At 47.4% G+C, this 16641-nt stretch carries 14 protein-coding genes; 7 read left to right on the top strand and 7 right to left on the bottom strand.

The features are described 5' to 3' along the window. Window positions 1-179 precede the first annotated feature (179 nt). On the top strand, window positions 180-1874 hold the full coding sequence (locus CMM32_02265) for an amidohydrolase (GenBank protein MBT05730.1): 1695 nt from the start codon (window positions 180-182) through the stop codon (window positions 1872-1874). Window positions 1875-1945: 71 nt separating this feature from the next. Next, window positions 1946-3559, top strand: a complete 1614-nt coding sequence (locus CMM32_02260) for a cyclohexanone monooxygenase (GenBank protein ID MBT05729.1) — start codon at window positions 1946-1948, stop codon at window positions 3557-3559. A gap of 126 nt (window positions 3560-3685) precedes the next feature. On the opposite strand, the gene CMM32_02255 is transcribed toward CMM32_02260, so the two are convergent. Then, entirely contained in the window at window positions 3686-4915 is a 1230-nt protein-coding gene (locus CMM32_02255; protein MBT05728.1) for a damage-inducible protein CinA, read from the bottom strand. Between the two features lie 139 nt (window positions 4916-5054). On the opposite strand from CMM32_02255, the gene typA reads away from it, so the two are divergent. Together typA and CMM32_02245 are read left to right on the top strand one after the other, a co-directional pair. Then, entirely contained in the window at window positions 5055-6893 is a 1839-nt protein-coding gene (gene typA / locus CMM32_02250; protein MBT05727.1) for a translational GTPase TypA, read from the top strand. 95 nt (window positions 6894-6988) lie between these two features. Continuing rightward, on the top strand, window positions 6989-8710 hold the full coding sequence (locus tag CMM32_02245) for a hypothetical protein (GenBank protein ID MBT05726.1): 1722 nt from the start codon (window positions 6989-6991) through the stop codon (window positions 8708-8710). Between the two features lie 11 nt (window positions 8711-8721). Here the strand turns inward: CMM32_02245 and CMM32_02240 are convergent, their stop codons facing one another. Next, on the bottom strand, window positions 8722-9429 hold the full coding sequence (locus CMM32_02240) for a nicotinamidase/pyrazinamidase (protein ID MBT05725.1): 708 nt from the start codon (window positions 9427-9429) through the stop codon (window positions 8722-8724). 72 nt (window positions 9430-9501) lie between these two features. Then, window positions 9502-10323, bottom strand: coding sequence for a hypothetical protein (locus CMM32_02235; protein ID MBT05724.1), 822 nt, complete (start codon window positions 10321-10323; stop codon window positions 9502-9504). A gap of 272 nt (window positions 10324-10595) precedes the next feature. Between CMM32_02235 and CMM32_02230 the strand changes: the two genes are divergently transcribed. Together CMM32_02230 and CMM32_02225 are read left to right on the top strand one after the other, a co-directional pair. After that, window positions 10596-11474 (top strand): 5-carboxymethyl-2-hydroxymuconate isomerase, encoded by an 879-nt coding sequence (locus CMM32_02230; protein ID MBT05723.1) that lies wholly within the window; start codon window positions 10596-10598, stop codon window positions 11472-11474. A 64-nt stretch (window positions 11475-11538) separates the two neighbouring features. Further along, on the top strand, window positions 11539-11982 hold the full coding sequence (locus CMM32_02225) for a pyridoxamine 5'-phosphate oxidase (protein MBT05722.1): 444 nt from the start codon (window positions 11539-11541) through the stop codon (window positions 11980-11982). Between the two features lie 26 nt (window positions 11983-12008). Here CMM32_02225 and CMM32_02220 read toward each other — a convergent pair whose 3' ends face one another. The 3 genes from CMM32_02220 to CMM32_02210 form a co-directional block, all read right to left on the bottom strand. After that, the gene (locus tag CMM32_02220; GenBank protein MBT05721.1) at window positions 12009-12401 is read right to left on the bottom strand and encodes a DNA-binding protein; all 393 of its coding nucleotides are present in this window, start codon (window positions 12399-12401) and stop codon (window positions 12009-12011) included. Next, entirely contained in the window at window positions 12398-13576 is a 1179-nt protein-coding gene (locus tag CMM32_02215) for an acetyl-CoA acetyltransferase (protein MBT05720.1), read from the bottom strand. Before CMM32_02215 ends, CMM32_02220 begins: the two co-directional genes overlap by 4 nt. Before the next feature lie 159 nt (window positions 13577-13735). Beyond that, entirely contained in the window at window positions 13736-14458 is a 723-nt protein-coding gene (locus tag CMM32_02210; protein MBT05719.1) for a hypothetical protein, read from the bottom strand. 205 nt (window positions 14459-14663) lie between these two features. Here CMM32_02210 and CMM32_02205 point away from each other — a divergent pair, with 205 nt between their 5' ends. Beyond that, window positions 14664-15806 (top strand): alcohol dehydrogenase, encoded by a 1143-nt coding sequence (locus CMM32_02205; protein ID MBT05718.1) that lies wholly within the window; start codon window positions 14664-14666, stop codon window positions 15804-15806. A 52-nt stretch (window positions 15807-15858) separates the two neighbouring features. On the opposite strand, the gene CMM32_02200 is transcribed toward CMM32_02205, so the two are convergent. Continuing rightward, window positions 15859-16641: hypothetical protein (locus CMM32_02200; protein MBT05717.1), on the bottom strand; the 783-nt coding region annotated here is incomplete at its 5' end.

Below are 16641 nucleotides of genomic sequence, written 5' to 3'. Positions count from 1 at the left end.
CCAGAAAATGAAAAACCAGAATAAGGCAGCGACGTCTAGCGTGGTCAGAATAGAATTCATTTTAATTTTCTGTTCGTGATTTGCGCTGGGATAGAAGGCATAACATGGTATGGTCTCTCGGCATAGTATATTAGGCAACAGGATTCGTTGGGGCTGACCTGATTGTCGATAAGGTGAAAATGGGGAGAGTAGGGATGTACGATATAGTCATTCGCAATGGAACCGTTCTGGACGGGACTGGTGGAGAGCCTTTTGAGTCGGATGTAGCAATAACGGGTGAGAGAATTGTTGAAGTAGGGAATGCACTTGGCAGTGGCCGTGAAGAACTGGATGCCAAAGGTAAAGTGGTGACCCCAGGATTTGTTGATCTACATACCCATTTTGATGCGCAAATCGGCTGGGACCCCATGTTGACGCCGGTTTCCTGGCATGGGGTGACTTCTGCTCTTATGGGAAATTGTGGGGTGACTTTTGCTCCCTGTCATCCGAATGATCGTGAGTTATTGGCGGGTATGATGGAGACCGTCGAAGACATCCCTAAGGATGCGATTTTGGGTGGGTTGCCCTGGGACTGGGAACACTACGGCGAGTACTTGGACAGTGTAGAATCTATGGCTCCAGCAATAAATATAGCCGGGTTAGTGGGTCACTGTGCTCTACGGTTTTATGTTATGGGGGAGAGGGCGGTTGAGGAACAGGCTACCCCTGAAGAAAGAACAAAGATGGCTACATTGGCCAAAGATGCAGTAAAGGCTGGAGCTCTCGGTTTTTCGACCTCCAGATTATTGTTCCATAAGTTGCCAGATGGAAGAAACATTCCAGGCACCCACGCAAACCACGAAGAATTAGAGGATATTGCGGCAGCAGTGGGAAGCGTTGGGGGCCTAATGCAAAACGTGGCTAATTTTCGTGGGGATATGGATGGTGAAATTGATCTATTGGGGAAGGAGGCAAGGGCGTCTGGCGGTAAGGTGCTGTTTAGTATGACGGCTGGTCCAAACAATGAGTATGGGGACAACATTTGCGGCGGGGTGTCGGAGTTACGTAAGGAAGGACTAGATATTAATGCTATATCAATCCCCCGGGGCAGTGGCCTTATCACAGGGCTGGCTTGCAATTTGATCTGGCACTCTGGGCCGTGGGAAGGCCTTGCGGATATGGATGTAAAGGAGCGCTTGGTAGCCATACGTGACGAGTCCTGTCGAGCTAAACTTATTGCGGCGGCGAAGAAAGAGGTCTTGGCAGAACGTGGAGCCATCTGGCGCCTTGTCGGAATGGAACATGTAGTTTGGTTAGGTGATGCTGAGAGGCCAAATTATGTTGGTGGAGAAGAGCTAAGTCTCCAGGGGATAGCAGATGCGGCAGGTGAACATCCGGCTGAAACTTTTCTTCGTATGGCGGATGAGAGTGATGGCCGGGCGTTGTTTATCGTTCGGTTTCTTAACCAAAACGACGAGGCATTAAGGCGGGTTCTGTCGCACGATTTTGTGATGCCTGGTCTAGGGGATGCCGGGGCACATGTCAGTCAAATTATGGACTCAGGTTGGTCTACTTTTGTCCTAAGCCACTGGGGTCGTGACGTCGGATTCTACGCTTTAGAGCAGGCAATTCGTCTTTTGACTTCTGCTCCTGCACGTGTCCTAGGGTTGGCGGAACGTGGTTCCATAAAGCCCGGTTATTTTGCTGATATAAATATTTTGGATATCGATAAGTTGGGTGAAAGGATGCCCGAATTAGTTAACGATTTTCCTGGAGGTGCTAAACGCTTCATTCAGAAAGCAAAGGGTTACGAGGCCACCATTTGTAATGGTGAGGTTATTCTCCGAAACGATGAACATACGGGGATGCGTTCAGGCCGCATACTGCGTCACTAAGGTAAATCACTTACAAAGTTTACTTCGGCAATTAAAAATACGGACCTAACTATAATAGAGAGAGCAAAAGTATGTCTGATCAACATTCCAGGACTTTTGACGCCGTCGTTATCGGCGCTGGTTTCGCAGGTCTGTACGCGCTTTATAAGCTCCGAAAGTTGGGCTTAAGTGTCAAAGTTTTTGAAGCAGGTGATGGGGTCGGGGGCACTTGGTACTGGAACCGGTACCCTGGTGCCCGCTGTGATGTTGAGAGCATGGAATATTCGTACTCTTTTGACCCAGAGTTGGAGCAGGAGTGGATTTGGCCGGACAAATACAGCAAACAAGCGGATATCTTAAAATATGCAAACCACGTTGCCGAGCGGTTCAACCTTATGAAGGACATTGAATTCGAAACTAGAATTAAATCTGTCTTCTACGAACGGGAGTCTAACACATGGAGGATCAAAACGGCCGAAGGCCGGAAAGTCGTGGCGCAATTTTGCGTCATGGCGGTTGGCAATCTCTCAACTCCCCGCGTCCCGGATTTTAAGGGCGTCGATAATTTCAAAGGCGATTGGTATCACAGTGGCTTATGGCCCAAAGAAGAAGTCAACTTTTCTGGAAAACGGGTCGGTATCATTGGTACCGGCTCAACCGCTATCCAAATCATTCCGCAGGTCGCAAAACAAGCTAAGCACCTACACATCTTTCAACGGACCGCAAACTACAGTTTGCCGGCACGGAACGGTCCTCTTGCTGAAGAAAAGCGCGCTATCCACAAGAAGAAATACAGAGAGTTGCGGAAGCAGGCATATTCCACTCCGTTCGGTATTGCTGGATATCCGCCGCCCGAGAAAGGTGCTCTTGAGGCAACACCGAAAGAACGCGAAGCTAAATACCATCAGAAATGGAATGAAGGTGGGACTATCAGTTATCTTTTCTCCTACAACGATCTTCTATTGAGCGAAAAATCCAACGAAACAGCATCCGACTTTGTTCGTGAACGCATTCGGGAGATCGTCAAAGACCCAGAGACAGCGGAACTCTTGTGCCCAAATGATCATCCTATCGGAACTAAGCGGATCTGTCTCGACAGTGGGTACTACGAGACCTTCAACCGTGACAACGTTTCTTTGGTTGATGTTCGTAGTGCACCAATTGAAGAGATCACTCCATTGGGTCTTCGGACTGCAAGGGAAGAGTTTAAATTCGATTCAATAATTTTCGCAACCGGGTTTGACGCCATGACAGGTGCAATCCTAGAAATGGATATACGTACGTCAGATGGGTTGGATATGAAGGACAAATGGGAGGATGGCCCAAAGACCTATCTTGGCATCATGGTCGCTGGCTTTCCGAATATGTTCGTCATCACTGGCCCTGGTAGCCCTGGTGTGAAGTCCCAAATGATTCTTTCTATCGAACAACACACGGATTGGATCACAGACTGTATTGCGAACATGCTTGTAAATGGAGTTACTCGTGCGGAAGCCGAGTTGGAAGCCGAAGCGAAATGGGTTGAACACGTGAATGAGGTTGCGAACTCAACCCTCTATCCACAGGCAAATTCCTGGTATGTTGGGGCCAATATACCCGGTAAACCCAGAATCTTTATGCCATATGTTGGGGGTGTAGAAGCCTACAAGAAAATTTGTGATGAGGTAGTTGCGAAAGGCTACGAAGGCATTCAACTTGCGCCTTAGAGATCGAATTAATGGATTTATTACTCTAACGGACGAGGGCCTCAGTTTTACTGGAGAATCTATTGGTAAGGAATGCCGTGCATTGGCGTCCGAGTGATTCGTTGTTTAGCCACCGACGTGAAGTAGTCATGCGAGAAGTTTGCGGCAGTAATTCATTAAACTGATGACTGCATAATTTCTCAGTCTATGGCGGTCTCCGGGCAAAGCCACTTCATCCGTATGTTCCTGACCCCCAATCACAATGCCAAGATAGACGGTGCCTTTAGATTTTTCCTCCAAAGGATGCGGTAGGGTTGCTGCAACACTTACATCGGCTCCTGTAGTTTCTTTTGCGTCTTTTGCAGCATAAATAGCTCGATTTATTCCCCGTTCCCCTTCAAAGCATGTCTGGGAGATTACCCCCCCCTTAAAGGTTTCCATCTTTGGGTCGATGGCGGTGAGGCGCGATGCCATGACCCCGCCTGTTAAAGACTCTGCAACACATAGGCTGCTTTCATCCTTGCGTAATTTATCCAGTATCACGCTCTCCATAGTTTGTTCGTCGATTCCAAATATGACATCACCTAATATATTTCGAATTTTTTCTTCCTCGTCGGCGAGAATTTTTTCTGCCTCGTTCTCCTGTTCTGCTTTTGCCGTAATCCGAACCTTAAGCCCTTCGATGCCGCTGGCAAGAAATGCAAGCGTTGGATTTCCCTTTTCATCTAATACATTGATTTCCTCTGCGAGGATTTCGGCTAGGCCGGATTCGGTGTTTCCCCAGGTTTTTAAAACTCGGCTTCTTATAACAGCTTTTTGTCCAGATCTTTCTTGTAGGTTGGGGAGGATGAATTCTTGCATCATCTCCCGCATTTCATAAGGTACTCCAGGGACCGCATAAATAACCTTATCCCCGATAGGGCAGTAGAGGCCCGGGGCGGTTCCAGGCATTTGGGGAATAGGGCGGCCACCTACCGGAATATCTGCTTGTTTTCGATTATTATCTGTCATTGTCCGGCCCCGAGATTCAAACATTCGGCGAATTTTTTCTACAATGACTTCATCGCGTTTCAGGTCAGCACCCATTACTTTAGCGATAGCGTCTCTTGTAATGTCATCCTGGGTCGGCCCTAGGCCTCCACAACAAATCACGGCATCGCTCCGTTCCAATGCCTGTCTAAGGCAAAATTCCATCCGTTCTAGATTATCGCCGACTTTCACCTGGAAGTGAGAGTCGATACCGGTCAACGCCAATTGCTCCCCGATCCAGGAGGAATTTGTATCTACTATCTGGCCCAAGAGTAGTTCGGTGCCAATGGCCACTACTTCACATCGCATTTTAGTTCGCTCCTCTATAGCTATCTCTTGCTTTTGCAACGGGACTAGGTATTTTCCAGGCTTACTTAGGGTCTAGAAGGGGCCCGCTCACCCATTCGGACATTTCATTGTCCTTTCTGTATAACCGTTCTATAAAATTTTGGTAGCTGTTACCATCTCTAAGCAGGTTTTTACCCTTATGTCAGATAAACCAAGAAGTATCTCCTCTCGAGATATTCGTAATATCGCTATTATTGCTCATGTAGATCATGGAAAGACAACACTTGTTGACAAATTGTTGAGCGATTCCGGAACCCTTGGAAGAGCTATGAAACTCGAAGCCAGGGTCATGGATAGCAATGAATTAGAGAAGGAGCGGGGGATAACAATCCTATCTAAGAACACCGGCTTGCGCTGGAATGATGTCCACATAAATATTGTCGATACTCCGGGTCATGCAGATTTTGGTGGAGAGGTCGAAAGAATTCTTTCAATGGTCGATTCTGTTTTACTTTTGGTCGATGCAGTGGAAGGTCCTATGCCACAGACCCGGTTTGTTACGAGCAAGGCATTGGCGTTGGGGCTGAAGCCAATCGTTGTTATAAATAAGGTAGATCGGCCAAGTGCAAGGCCTCACTGGGCTCTGGACCAAACGTTTGATTTGTTTGACCGTTTGGGGGCTAACGAGGAGCAGTTGGATTTTCCAGTTGTGTACTGTTCTGCCTTGGAGGGCTGGGCGTCCTTGGACTTGGCTATTAAAAGTCATGACATGGAAGCCCTTTTTGAAACAATACTAAACCATGTTCCCTCACCTGATGTGGATTTGGAAGGGGGCTTCCAACTGCAAGTGAGTGCTCTAAATTATTCGAGTTACGTGGGAGTTATCGGAATCGGTAGAGTGCAAAGAGGGCGTCTTCGCAGGAACAGTTCGGTAGCTTTAGTGAGTGCGTCTGGAGAAGTTCGGAAGGCGAGAATTTTACAAGTTTTTGGGTTCTTGGGATTGGAGAGGATAGAGCAGGAGGAGGCAGAGGCCGGTCAGATAGTTGCTTTTACCGGAGTGGATCCATTGAGTATTTCTGACACTCTGTGCTCCGAGGATGCCATTGAGGCGCTTCCCCCACTTGTTGTTGATGAGCCTACAATTAGCATGACCTTTCAAGTTAACGACTCTCCTTTAGCTGGGCGCGAAGGAAAATATGTCACGAGTAGGAACTTAAGGGAGAGACTGGAAGAAGAGTTGATTCATAATGTTGCTCTAAGAGTTGAAGACACGGCTGATCCAGATAAGTTTAAAGTATCAGGGAGAGGGGAACTTCATTTAAGTATTCTGGTAGAGACTATGCGAAGAGAAGGCTACGAATTAGCGATCTCTCGACCCGAGGTCATACTTAAGGAAGTAGATTCTAAAATATGTGAGCCGTGGCAGAGTTTAGCAATAGATGTCGAGGACGAGCATCAAGGCACGGTGATGGAGAGAATTGGAGCACGTCGAGGGCAGTTGAGAGACATGCGATCCGATAGCAAAGGCCGCACCCAACTTGATTATATCATTCCCACCAGAGGTTTGATTGGTTTTCGATCCGAGTTTCTAACGGCTACGTCTGGCACAGGGTTGATGTATAGTGCTTTCGATCACTATGCGCCCAGAGCCAGTGGTTCTTTGGGCCAACGTGCAAATGGCGTTTTGGTTTCTATGATTTCCGGGAAGTCCCTCGCCTATGCTTTGTTTAACTTACAGGAACGTGGTCGTTTGTTCATTGATCCCGGCACCGAAGTCTACGAAGGTATGGTGATAGGGCTGCATACGAGAAACAATGATCTGGTGGTTAATCCAATCAAAGGAAAACAATTAACCAACTTTCGGGCTGCGGGTAGTGATGAAAATATTTTACTTACCCCTCCAATTGAGACGACCCTAGAATTCGCGTTGGAGTTCATTGACGATGATGAGTTGATTGAAGTTACTCCGAGTTCCGTGCGAGTTCGTAAAAAAATGCTGCGTGGCCACGAGCGTAAGAAAGCGGCCCGAGCCCTATGAAATTAGGTGTTGTTTTCCAAGTTGTTTTATTGAAGATGTAGGACGTCGTCGTAGCTACGTTGGTAAACTCATTAGTGTAGGTGGAGGAGTGGGGTATGGGGCTTGATCTCTTAATTAAGAATGGAACTGTGGTCGATGGTTCGGGCAAGCCCCGGTATCACGGAGATGTTGGTATAAAGAGTGGGCGTATACAAGAGATTGGTAAAATCAGCGCTTCAGCCCAAAGAACCATCGATGCAGACGGCTTGATTGTGGCTCCTGGATTCATTGATGGTCATACCCATATGGATGCGCAGGTGGCCTGGGACCCCCTTGGAAGTTGTTCGTGTTGGCACGGTGTTACGACGGTGTTTATGGGGAATTGTGGTTTTGCACTAGCTCCCTGCGCACCAGATGACCATGAGTGGTATGCGCGTTGTCTTGAGGCTGTTGAGGATATCCCGACAGAGGCCATGATGTCTGGTATTGATTGGAACTGGGAAACATTTCCAGAATATTTTGCGAATGTCGGGCGCTTGCCCAAGGGTATTAATTATGGGGCTTACATAGGCCATTCTGCCCTCCGCATGTATGTAATGGGGGAGAGGGCATTGGATCAGTCGGCAACGGAAGACGATTTGGCTAAGATGGCTTTTCATGTCCAAGAGGCCTTGAAGGCTGGTGCTATAGGTTTTTCAACTTCCCGTTCGCCTACCCACATCACGCCGGATGGAACTCCGGTTCCTAGTCGGATCGCGGATTGGCAAGAACTAGGACATCTTGTGGATGCAATGGCACAGCTCAATGCAGGCGTTTTCCAGATNGGGCCGGATATAGGATCGGGGGAAAAGGCACGTATATTTTTTGAGGAACTCAAGAAGATCTGTCTAAATACCCGGAGAAGNGTAATGTTCAGCTTGGCACAGACTTCCCAGGGAGATGATCCCCTCCCTTNCGAGANCCAACTCGAGTTTATTGANCAAGTGGTTTCTGAAGGCGGGAATGTTTGGGGCCAATCTACAACTCGCTCCATCAANGCGATATTNTCTGCTAAGTCCTATTTACCATTTGACGTGCTTCCCGCNTGGANAGAGATCCGAGATCTGCCCCTTGAGCAACAAAAAGCACAATTTTCCAATCCGGAAGTACGGGAACGATTGATCAAAGATGAATCTTCCATGAAACCTCGCGATAAGGTCGTTCAAGGCGGCGGTGCCGCTACCACGGATCCNAGGAAGCCCGATTACAGTAATCTCTTTGTGATGCGTGGAGTGGACTGGGATGACCCCTCTGTTGACGACCTTGCTAAGGAGCGTGGGCAGCACCCAGTCAACGTAATGCTTGATCTTGTACTTGAAAATTCCGATCAAGTGTTTGTGCAACCTCTCTTAAATGAAAACCCAGATCACATTCATGGCATGTTGCAGCATCCNCGAGCGCTGGCCACATTTTCNGATTCGGGAGCCCACGTAGCGCAGGAAATGGGCTCCTCACTGCAAACTCATATGCTGAATTATTGGGTGCGTGATAAACAAGCTTTTTCCTTGGAAGAGGGAGTGCGTATGTTGTCGGCAGATAATGCCGCGGCGTGGGGCTTGACGGATAGGGGTCTATTAGAATCTGGAAAAGCAGCTGATATTGTGGTGTTTGATGAGAAAGAAGTTAAGCCCTGCATCCCGACAGTAGAAAAAGATTTACCTGGTGGTGCTCGCCGTTTGGTCCANAAATCTGAAGGTATCCACTACACATTGGTAAACGGGGAAGTCACTTTAGAGGACGGAGAATCAACAGGTAATTATGCCGGTCAACTAGTGAAGGGGCCATTAGCCGCTGGCTGATAGTCCCTGTGTTACTGGATATCAGCAGACGAAATTCGCTGTACGCCTTCCCGCTCCATATCCTTCCAGGCACTATCGAGTGAGCCGTTCAAGTCGATGGCACGGCATGCATCTTCGATCACCCATACGTCCATTCCGGCTTGCCTCGCATCCATCGCCGACCAGTTTACACAAAAATCTGTTGCTAAACCGCAAACGTAAACTTCCTGCAATCCACGTTCCCTCATGTATCCTGTCAGTCCAGTTTTAGTTTTCCTGTCCGCCGCAACAAATGCAGAGTAGCTATCAATTTCACTATGGTAGCCCTTGCGGATTATGAGTTGGGCATGTGGTATGTTTAAGCCCGAAGCCAAACGAGCATCGTGAGTACCCTGAACACAATGATCCGGCCATAGAACCTGTGTACCATAGGAAAGTTCAACGGTCTCGAAGGGTTCTTTCCCTGGATGGTTGGAGGCAAATGATACTTGGTCTTGTGTATGCCAATCTTGGGTGAAAATAATGTTTTGGAATTTTTCACCTAGGGAATTAATGACGGGAATAATCTCGTCACCATTTGGGACAGCGAGTGTTCCTCCAGGCAAAAAACAATTTTGAACGTCTACCACTAATAAAACAGAAGTTTCAGACGGGGTTAATTTAGCCCATAGCTCTCTTGCTGATAGCAACGGATAGATAGCCACGGCTCCCAAGCCCAAGATCACGTCTCTTCTTTGCATTGGTTTATTATCCCCCCTTTATGACAATTCTCTAATAAAAAGTACCCATTTAACCCATTTATACGAACAAGTTTACAATGGCTCCAGTACTTTCTGCATACCTTCGCCAACTTCTATGAGACTGCTTTTGTAAAAGAACCGATCCCAGCCAACGCAAAAGTGTCGAACACCCAGGTCAATGTAGCGCTTGGCGCTTTCAGGTCCACCCATTTCTATCCGGGGATGAATACCATATTCAATGGACTTTCGAATTACGAGTTCCTCAGCAGGTCGAATTTCAGAGGTATGCATCAAATCCGGGTTGCCACGAGAGAAGCCATAATCCGCCGGGCCCCACTGGGTCATATCCACTCCATACTCTTTTGCAGTAGAAAGAATTTCATCGATATTTTCCACAGCAACGTTCTTCTCGATCATGATTAGGAAGACAATTGATTTTAGATCATCAACGTACGCTTGAGATCCTTTGACGTCGGGATTTTTGTCTGAGTACCCACTAAGTGCGGGCCTCCTAAGTTTAACCCCCATGTGGCCCTCGTCTCCTGGCATATCAGGTCGTATGGCCTGGTGGCATCGGATAATATCGTCAGGAGTGCGAATATCTGTGAATAGCACCGCCTTGAAACCCGCTCCTAAAGCCGCCTGCGCCCAGAAGGATTCACTTTTCTGGTCGGGTTTAATCATTAAAGGGAGGTTTGAACACTGCCCAGACCTGGCCATATGGTAGAGCAACTGCATGTCAAAGACTGAATATTCGGCGCCAAATTCTCCGTAGTCATACAAAGCTGTATCCCCAATGATTTCAGGGAGGTCCGGGTCCGAAGACATAAAATGAGTGCCAACTGTTGGTTTCCCCTCCCGAAGCTTAGTCCGGAAAGTGTTGTCCATTATCATTACCGTAACTCCTCCTAATTTTTTATCGTGTTGGGGTATAGGTTGATTGAGACCTTAAACAGACTAACGTTATCCCCTGGAAAAAAAACATCAAGGTATTTTGGTAATATCGTTTTGAGATTGGAAGTCGTATGGTTGTAGGGGTGTTTTTTTGCACGCCAAATAAAGATATCTTATAAGAAGAAGTTAGTATTTTTACGGTTGTAATTTCTGGGCAGCCCTTTCCCGGGAAACTCGTCACCATGTATGAGTATAGGATTTAGGAGAGTAAAATGAGTGTATTCGATGGTCCCAGGTTGGAACGAAGACGGATCATTTTCCGGGGGTCGGAATACTGGGCTACGTCTTCGGAATCCGGTCTTACGTTAGATGATGGACGCTTAGTGGAGGAGGCAGAAGTTAAGCATTTGCCGCCATGCTCGCCAACAAAAATTATTTGCCCACATGGGAACTACAAATCCCGGTGGTATGAATTTGGGGGTAAGGGAGAGCCAAGCGAGCCTACATACTTCATGAAACCGATTTCCTCACTTAATTGCCATGACGGTCAACTGATTCGGCCTGGTGGACACGTGTACCTGAATTATGAGGGGGAATTAGCAGCGGTGGTTGGCCGCGTAACTCGAAATATCAGGTTAGAAGATGCATGGGATCACTTGGCGGGTTTTACAGTTGCAAATGATGCTGGATTGCAGGATATGCGCGATACAGATGCGGGGTCTATGCTACGGGTCAAAGGAGCAGACACACTCTGTCCGGTAGGGCCCGGGCTTGTGTCTGGGGTGGATATAAGATCCTCAGTGCTAACAACTTATCGGAATGGGCAGGTCGTTCAACANGCCAACATAGGGGAAGATATGTGGTTTGGAGTAGATTATCTTGTTGCTGATATTGCGAGGCATATCACTTTGGTTCCTGGTGATTTGGTACTAACAGGAACGCCCGCAAATTCGCGATCGGTTGATTTGGGCGATATTATTGAGGTGGAGATAAGCCAGGTTGGGCGCCTCCGAAACGAAGTTGTTGGCGGAGAGGTTCCNCAATTTTTGGGGGGCCATAAGCCGCTTGATAGTGAAGAGTCGCGGCGGATAGCCTTGGGTAACGATGGCGGAGTTGCAAAAGAGCTGCATTACAATAAAAAGAGCACGTAGTTTGAAGTTAGAAAAAGTTTTTGAGCGNAATTTAGATATGTAGATCGGGTGACGGGAAATGAGAATGTCTGGGCCCTGGTGCCTTGATGAAATTAATGGCTACCTTGATAATAGTGTGATCCCTATTAGGTTAGCAGTACAGGGGGATACAGGTTATCCAATTATTGCTTCGCTTTGGTTTCTGCGGCAGGGTTCAACTATCGTGTGCTCGTCCCAGCGTGGTGCACGGATTGTGCAATGTCTGAGAAAAAAACCTGTGTGCGCATTTGAAATTTCTGGCGATGATCTGCCATATCACGGAGTTCGAGGGCAGGCTGATGTAGACCTTTCGTATGGTGATGGCCAAGGAGATCTTGGAAAGCTTGTTAGCAGGTACTTAGCAGATACAAATCTTGAACTTCAAGAATGGTTGCTTTCTAGGTCAGATTCGGAAGTATCCATCAGGATAGAACCACGAAACTTTTGTTCATGGGATTATCGCAAACGTATGGCTCAGGGAAGCCCATAGATTGGTTCTAAGGCTCCCGTTGTTTTTTACGCTGGTGTAAATACAGGTACCTTTTGGCCTTCATCCGATTTTACCATTAAGAGTCTAACGGATTGGCCAATCGTTAATGCTTCAGGGTCGCAATCCACTATATTTGTCATCATTGTTATACCTTCTTCGAGGGTTACATATGCGATGACGTATTGGGGGTCAGCACGCCGCATCACGGAGTATGTATAAATAACACCTTTTCCGCTAGCTTCTACCCACTCTACATTCCCAGAAAGCGTGTAGGGGCTGATTTTCCTCGGATACCAAAAAAACTGACCGGTGTCCTTGCATCGGGGAATCAGAAGTTTTTCCTCGTTTATGGCCTCCCAGAACTCCATCGTTTCAGGACTTTGGGGGGGGCTGGGGAATGTTCTTGTGGGACTGCTCATGTGTCGGCCCTTCCGAGTAAGATTGTAGAACTTCCCATNCGGGTGCCGATTGAGCCACCCGTACCATGAGCGAGGGCTATTTGGCAGTCTTTTACTTGAACTTTGGGGTGGGCCTCATCGCGCAACTGTCGAACAGCTTCAAGAACTTTAGTGAGCCCACCACGATTAACTGGGTGGTTGTTACATAATCCACCACCATCCGTGTTGAATGGAAGCTTGCCTTGTCCAGAAATCAAATTTCCGTCTGAAACAAATGCGCCNCCTTTACCTTTTTCACAAAACCCTAGGTCTTCTATGGTNTCTAGAACCGTTATCGTGAAGCTGTCATANACGGAAGCGTAGTCCACNTCTTCGGTTGTNAGNCCAGCCTCTTCGAAGGCGAGGGGACCAGACCACTTAGCGCCAGTATAGGTCAAATCTAGATTCCCATTATTGATGGTCTTTGGAGATTCGCCGTGGCCTAAAACTTTGATGCACGCACGGTCTAATGATTTTGCAATTTCCGGGCGTGTTACCACAATCGCCCCACCACCATCCGAAATAACACAGCAATCCAGGCGGTGTAGGGGATCAGAGATCATTGGAGAATCAACTACTTCTTGAACAGTCACAACATTTCTAAGCATGGCATGTTCGTTATGTTGTGCGTGGTGCGATGCTGCCACTTTAATCCACGCTAATTGTTCGCTTGTTGTTCCATACTCATGCATGTGGCGGTGAGCTGCCATGGCATACATATTAATTACTGTTGGGCCATAAATATATTCGAATGGTATATCTGGGGCAGTGTCAACCGGAGCACGTGGTGCTGTCCCTGTGGCCATTCCTTCAGCTCGCGGACGCCCTGCTAGCGTAATCAGAGCAACATCAACCTTNCCGGCTGCGATGGCTTGGGCGGCATGACCAACGTGGACGACGTAGGAAGATCCTCCTGTATCCGTAGAGTCCATATGTCGNACGNTCCGCAAGCCCATATAGTCAATCATAGAAAGAGGCCCCATCCCNGGGGCATCACCTGCACAGTAGTATGCATCAACGTCATCTGAGGTAAGGCCNGCATCGGCCAGAGCCCCAGCAGCACTTTCTGCATGNAATTGCGGAACNGATTTATCANTCGCTTTTCGAGTGGGATGCTCGTAAATCCCAGCAATATAGGCTTTGTTCTTTATAGTCATAGTTGTTTTGCCATTTCTAGTTTCTTTTATTCTTTTAACGGAGGAATTGTGGTCAGTCTATCCATTTTCGGCCTCAAGTTTCCTTCCAACCCGCGTGTTTCCTCAGCTAAGATAATTTAAAGCATTAATATCTTATTGTAGGAGAAATTTCTCTCTTGCTTATACTGAGACCCCTAACTCTTGAGCCAAGGTCGGGAAGTCATCTACAATAATATCATGATGGCTATTGGGTATAGGGTCGGGAGGTCCCTCTGCCCCCCATTCGTCGGGCCGTTTTACAAATGCCGTTCGGAACCCTACATTCCTGGCAGCATCGAGGTCAAAATTATGGCAAGCAACCATGAGACATTCATTGGGATCCAATTGCAGCAAACTTGCTGTATTGGTATATGCTTCCGGAAGCAGTTTGTATTTTTTATAAATTTCGCAGGACAGCACGGCATCCCAATTAAGCCGGTTGACCCGCGCTGTATCAGTGATCAGCCTGACACTCAGTAATGTAAACGAAGCACAAATATACTTTTCTTTTAGTTTTGGCAGCGTCGCTGGAAAGTCTGGCCAACAGCAGAAATTATGCGGGGCATCCCACCAGATCTTGCGGCGTTCGTCTTCTGATATAGAAGTTAGGTCATTTTCTTCCAAGATTTCGTCTAAAGTGGAACGATGTGCTCCATCGAAGTTNTATTCAGGAGGTGAATTTTGGCCCAAATTGATCATCTTTTTTAGAGATCGACGCCTCAGATCATTTGCCAATGCTGGCCAATCTTTCTCTATCCCATGATTTTCACCTAGATTTTTTAAAGCGGTTGAAAATCCTGTATGCCAATCGAGGATTGTTCCTCCGGTATCAAAAGTTAAGGCTTTAATATCATTAAATTTCATTGTGCTACGCCAAGTAATTTTGGGCCATGCTACCTTGTGACTATAAGTAATGAAACTAAAAGATGTGTTAGGAACCTATATTTAGGGAATTGTGGGACACATTTTGTCGTCAGAAATAGTCTTGATATTGTGACAAGACTATTGAAGGATGGCCCAANCGCCATTTTATTGACTGGGATCGAGAGCAACGTTTGGGGAGAGTATTATGAAAATGAAGGCGGCAATCCTGCATGAGCAGGGTAGGGAGCATCCGTTTACTCAGAGCAAAGCTCTATCAGTGGAGGAGGTCGAGCTCGATCCGCCAGGAGAAGGGGAGGTTTTGATAAAGACCGGTGCGGCGGGGCTTTGTCATTCTGATCTCTCAATGATTAATGGAACTATGCAAAGAAAACTTCCTATGGTGCCAGGCCATGAGGCCGCTGGTGTTATTGAAGAGATAGGAAAAAATGTAACTCAATGCAAAGTGGGTGATCATGTGGTGATGAGTTTTGTCCCAATTTGTGGGAAATGCGAATTTTGTACCACTGGGAGATCTAATCTATGTGAAACAGCGTTTAATGCCCGTGCCACAGGCGCTCTAATAAATGGAGAAAGACGTCTTTCCCTCAATGGAGGCACTCTGCATCACACCAATGGTGTTTCCTGCTATGCAGAGTATATGGTCGCGTGTGAGGATTCGATTATTGTCATAGATGATGACGTTCCCATGGTTGATGCTGCGCTGTTTGGCTGTGCTGTGGTGACGGGAGTAGGTGCAGTTGTTAATACTGCAAAAATTCCAGCTGGTTCCACTATTGCAGTTGTTGGGTTGGGTGGGGTTGGCCTCTGTGCCTTGTTGGGTGGNATTGTTGCAGGCGCAGCGCGGATCGTAGCAATTGATATAGCTGATGATAAGCTTGGGTTGGCGCGGCAATTGGGGGCTACAGATACCTTTAATGCTTCCGAATCGGACTGCGTGGAAAAGGTGTTGGAAGCTACTAAAGGGGGAGTGGAGTACGCGTTTGAGGTGGCCGGTGCTGTGAAAGCTATGCAAACTGCTTATGCGGTTACCCGACGNGGTGGAATGACGGTAACCTCGGGTTTATCCCATCATCAAGAATCTTTCCCGGTCCCGCATGCCCAACTTGTTGTTGAGGAGCGGGGAATTAAGGGAAGCTATATGGGAAGTTGCGTAGTGCGGCAAGATGTTCCTAAATTTATCGATTTGTATAAACAGGGTAAGCTTCCAGTTGATAAATTGAGAAGCGGAAATATTGGATTGGATGGCCTTAATGAGGGCTTTNACAAATTAGCTTCAGGAAATGCAGTAAGGCAGATGCTCGTAATGCATGACGAATTCAACACCTAGGATTTGGGGGCATAACTTTCTTGGGCTTCTATAAAGAATAAATAACGGCCATTTATTGGGGATTATCTAACCGGGCAGCCGTAGCCTGTGAAGGCTGCGGGCGCACAAAGTGGTAGTTGTGGCAGGTTGTGCAGGCATTTACGGCGCTTCCCGTGCTGTGGCAGTCGGAGCAGATGGTTTGGTCCAAGGCAGTAAAATTACTGCTGAATACGGCGGGGTCGTATGTGACTAGGTTTTTGGCGGGGTTAGAGCTCTTAGCTAAGTTGTGACATGTTTTGCAGGTTGTATCTTTCATTATCCCAAAATGAGAAACATGCGGGTAGTCAACTAGAGCAGGGTCGCTTGTTTCAGCGGAGGCGCCGGCCCAGTTTATTTGGATTTGGCTATCCATGATAAGGTCAACAGANTGGCATTTTGAACAGATCCCCGGACTCCCCTCTTTGGATAAGGACGTGAACAAGTCTTGGAAAGTTCCGAGCTGGCCAGAAATATTTAACCAAAGCATCAGGAAANTATCTGCGTGGCCGACAGGACGATATCTTAGGCTGTAGGTGTTATTGTCTTTATACCAACCTCCGGCACTTGCCCAGTCCTCAGCAGTTTTGGGAGNCTGGTTTTNCNGANTNGCTGGGATGNTNTTTTTCTCAGCCGCTGTCTCACCCTCCAAGAGGATGTCGTCGTCTGTCAGGCTAATTTCATCATCCTCCAAGGTGATTTCATCCTCCAAGAGGATGTCGTCGTCTGNCAGGCTAATTTCATCATCCTCCAAGGTGATTTCATCCTCCAAGAGGATGTCGTCGTCTGNCAGGCTAATTTCATCATCCTCCAAGGTGAT

It is taken from the genome of Rhodospirillaceae bacterium (assembly GCA_002728255.1).
In the GTDB taxonomy this organism is placed as follows: Bacteria; Pseudomonadota; Alphaproteobacteria; order UBA7887; family UBA7887.
The sequence above is the reverse complement of the archived record's forward strand: the minus strand, read 5'-3'. Positions and strand labels throughout refer to the sequence as shown.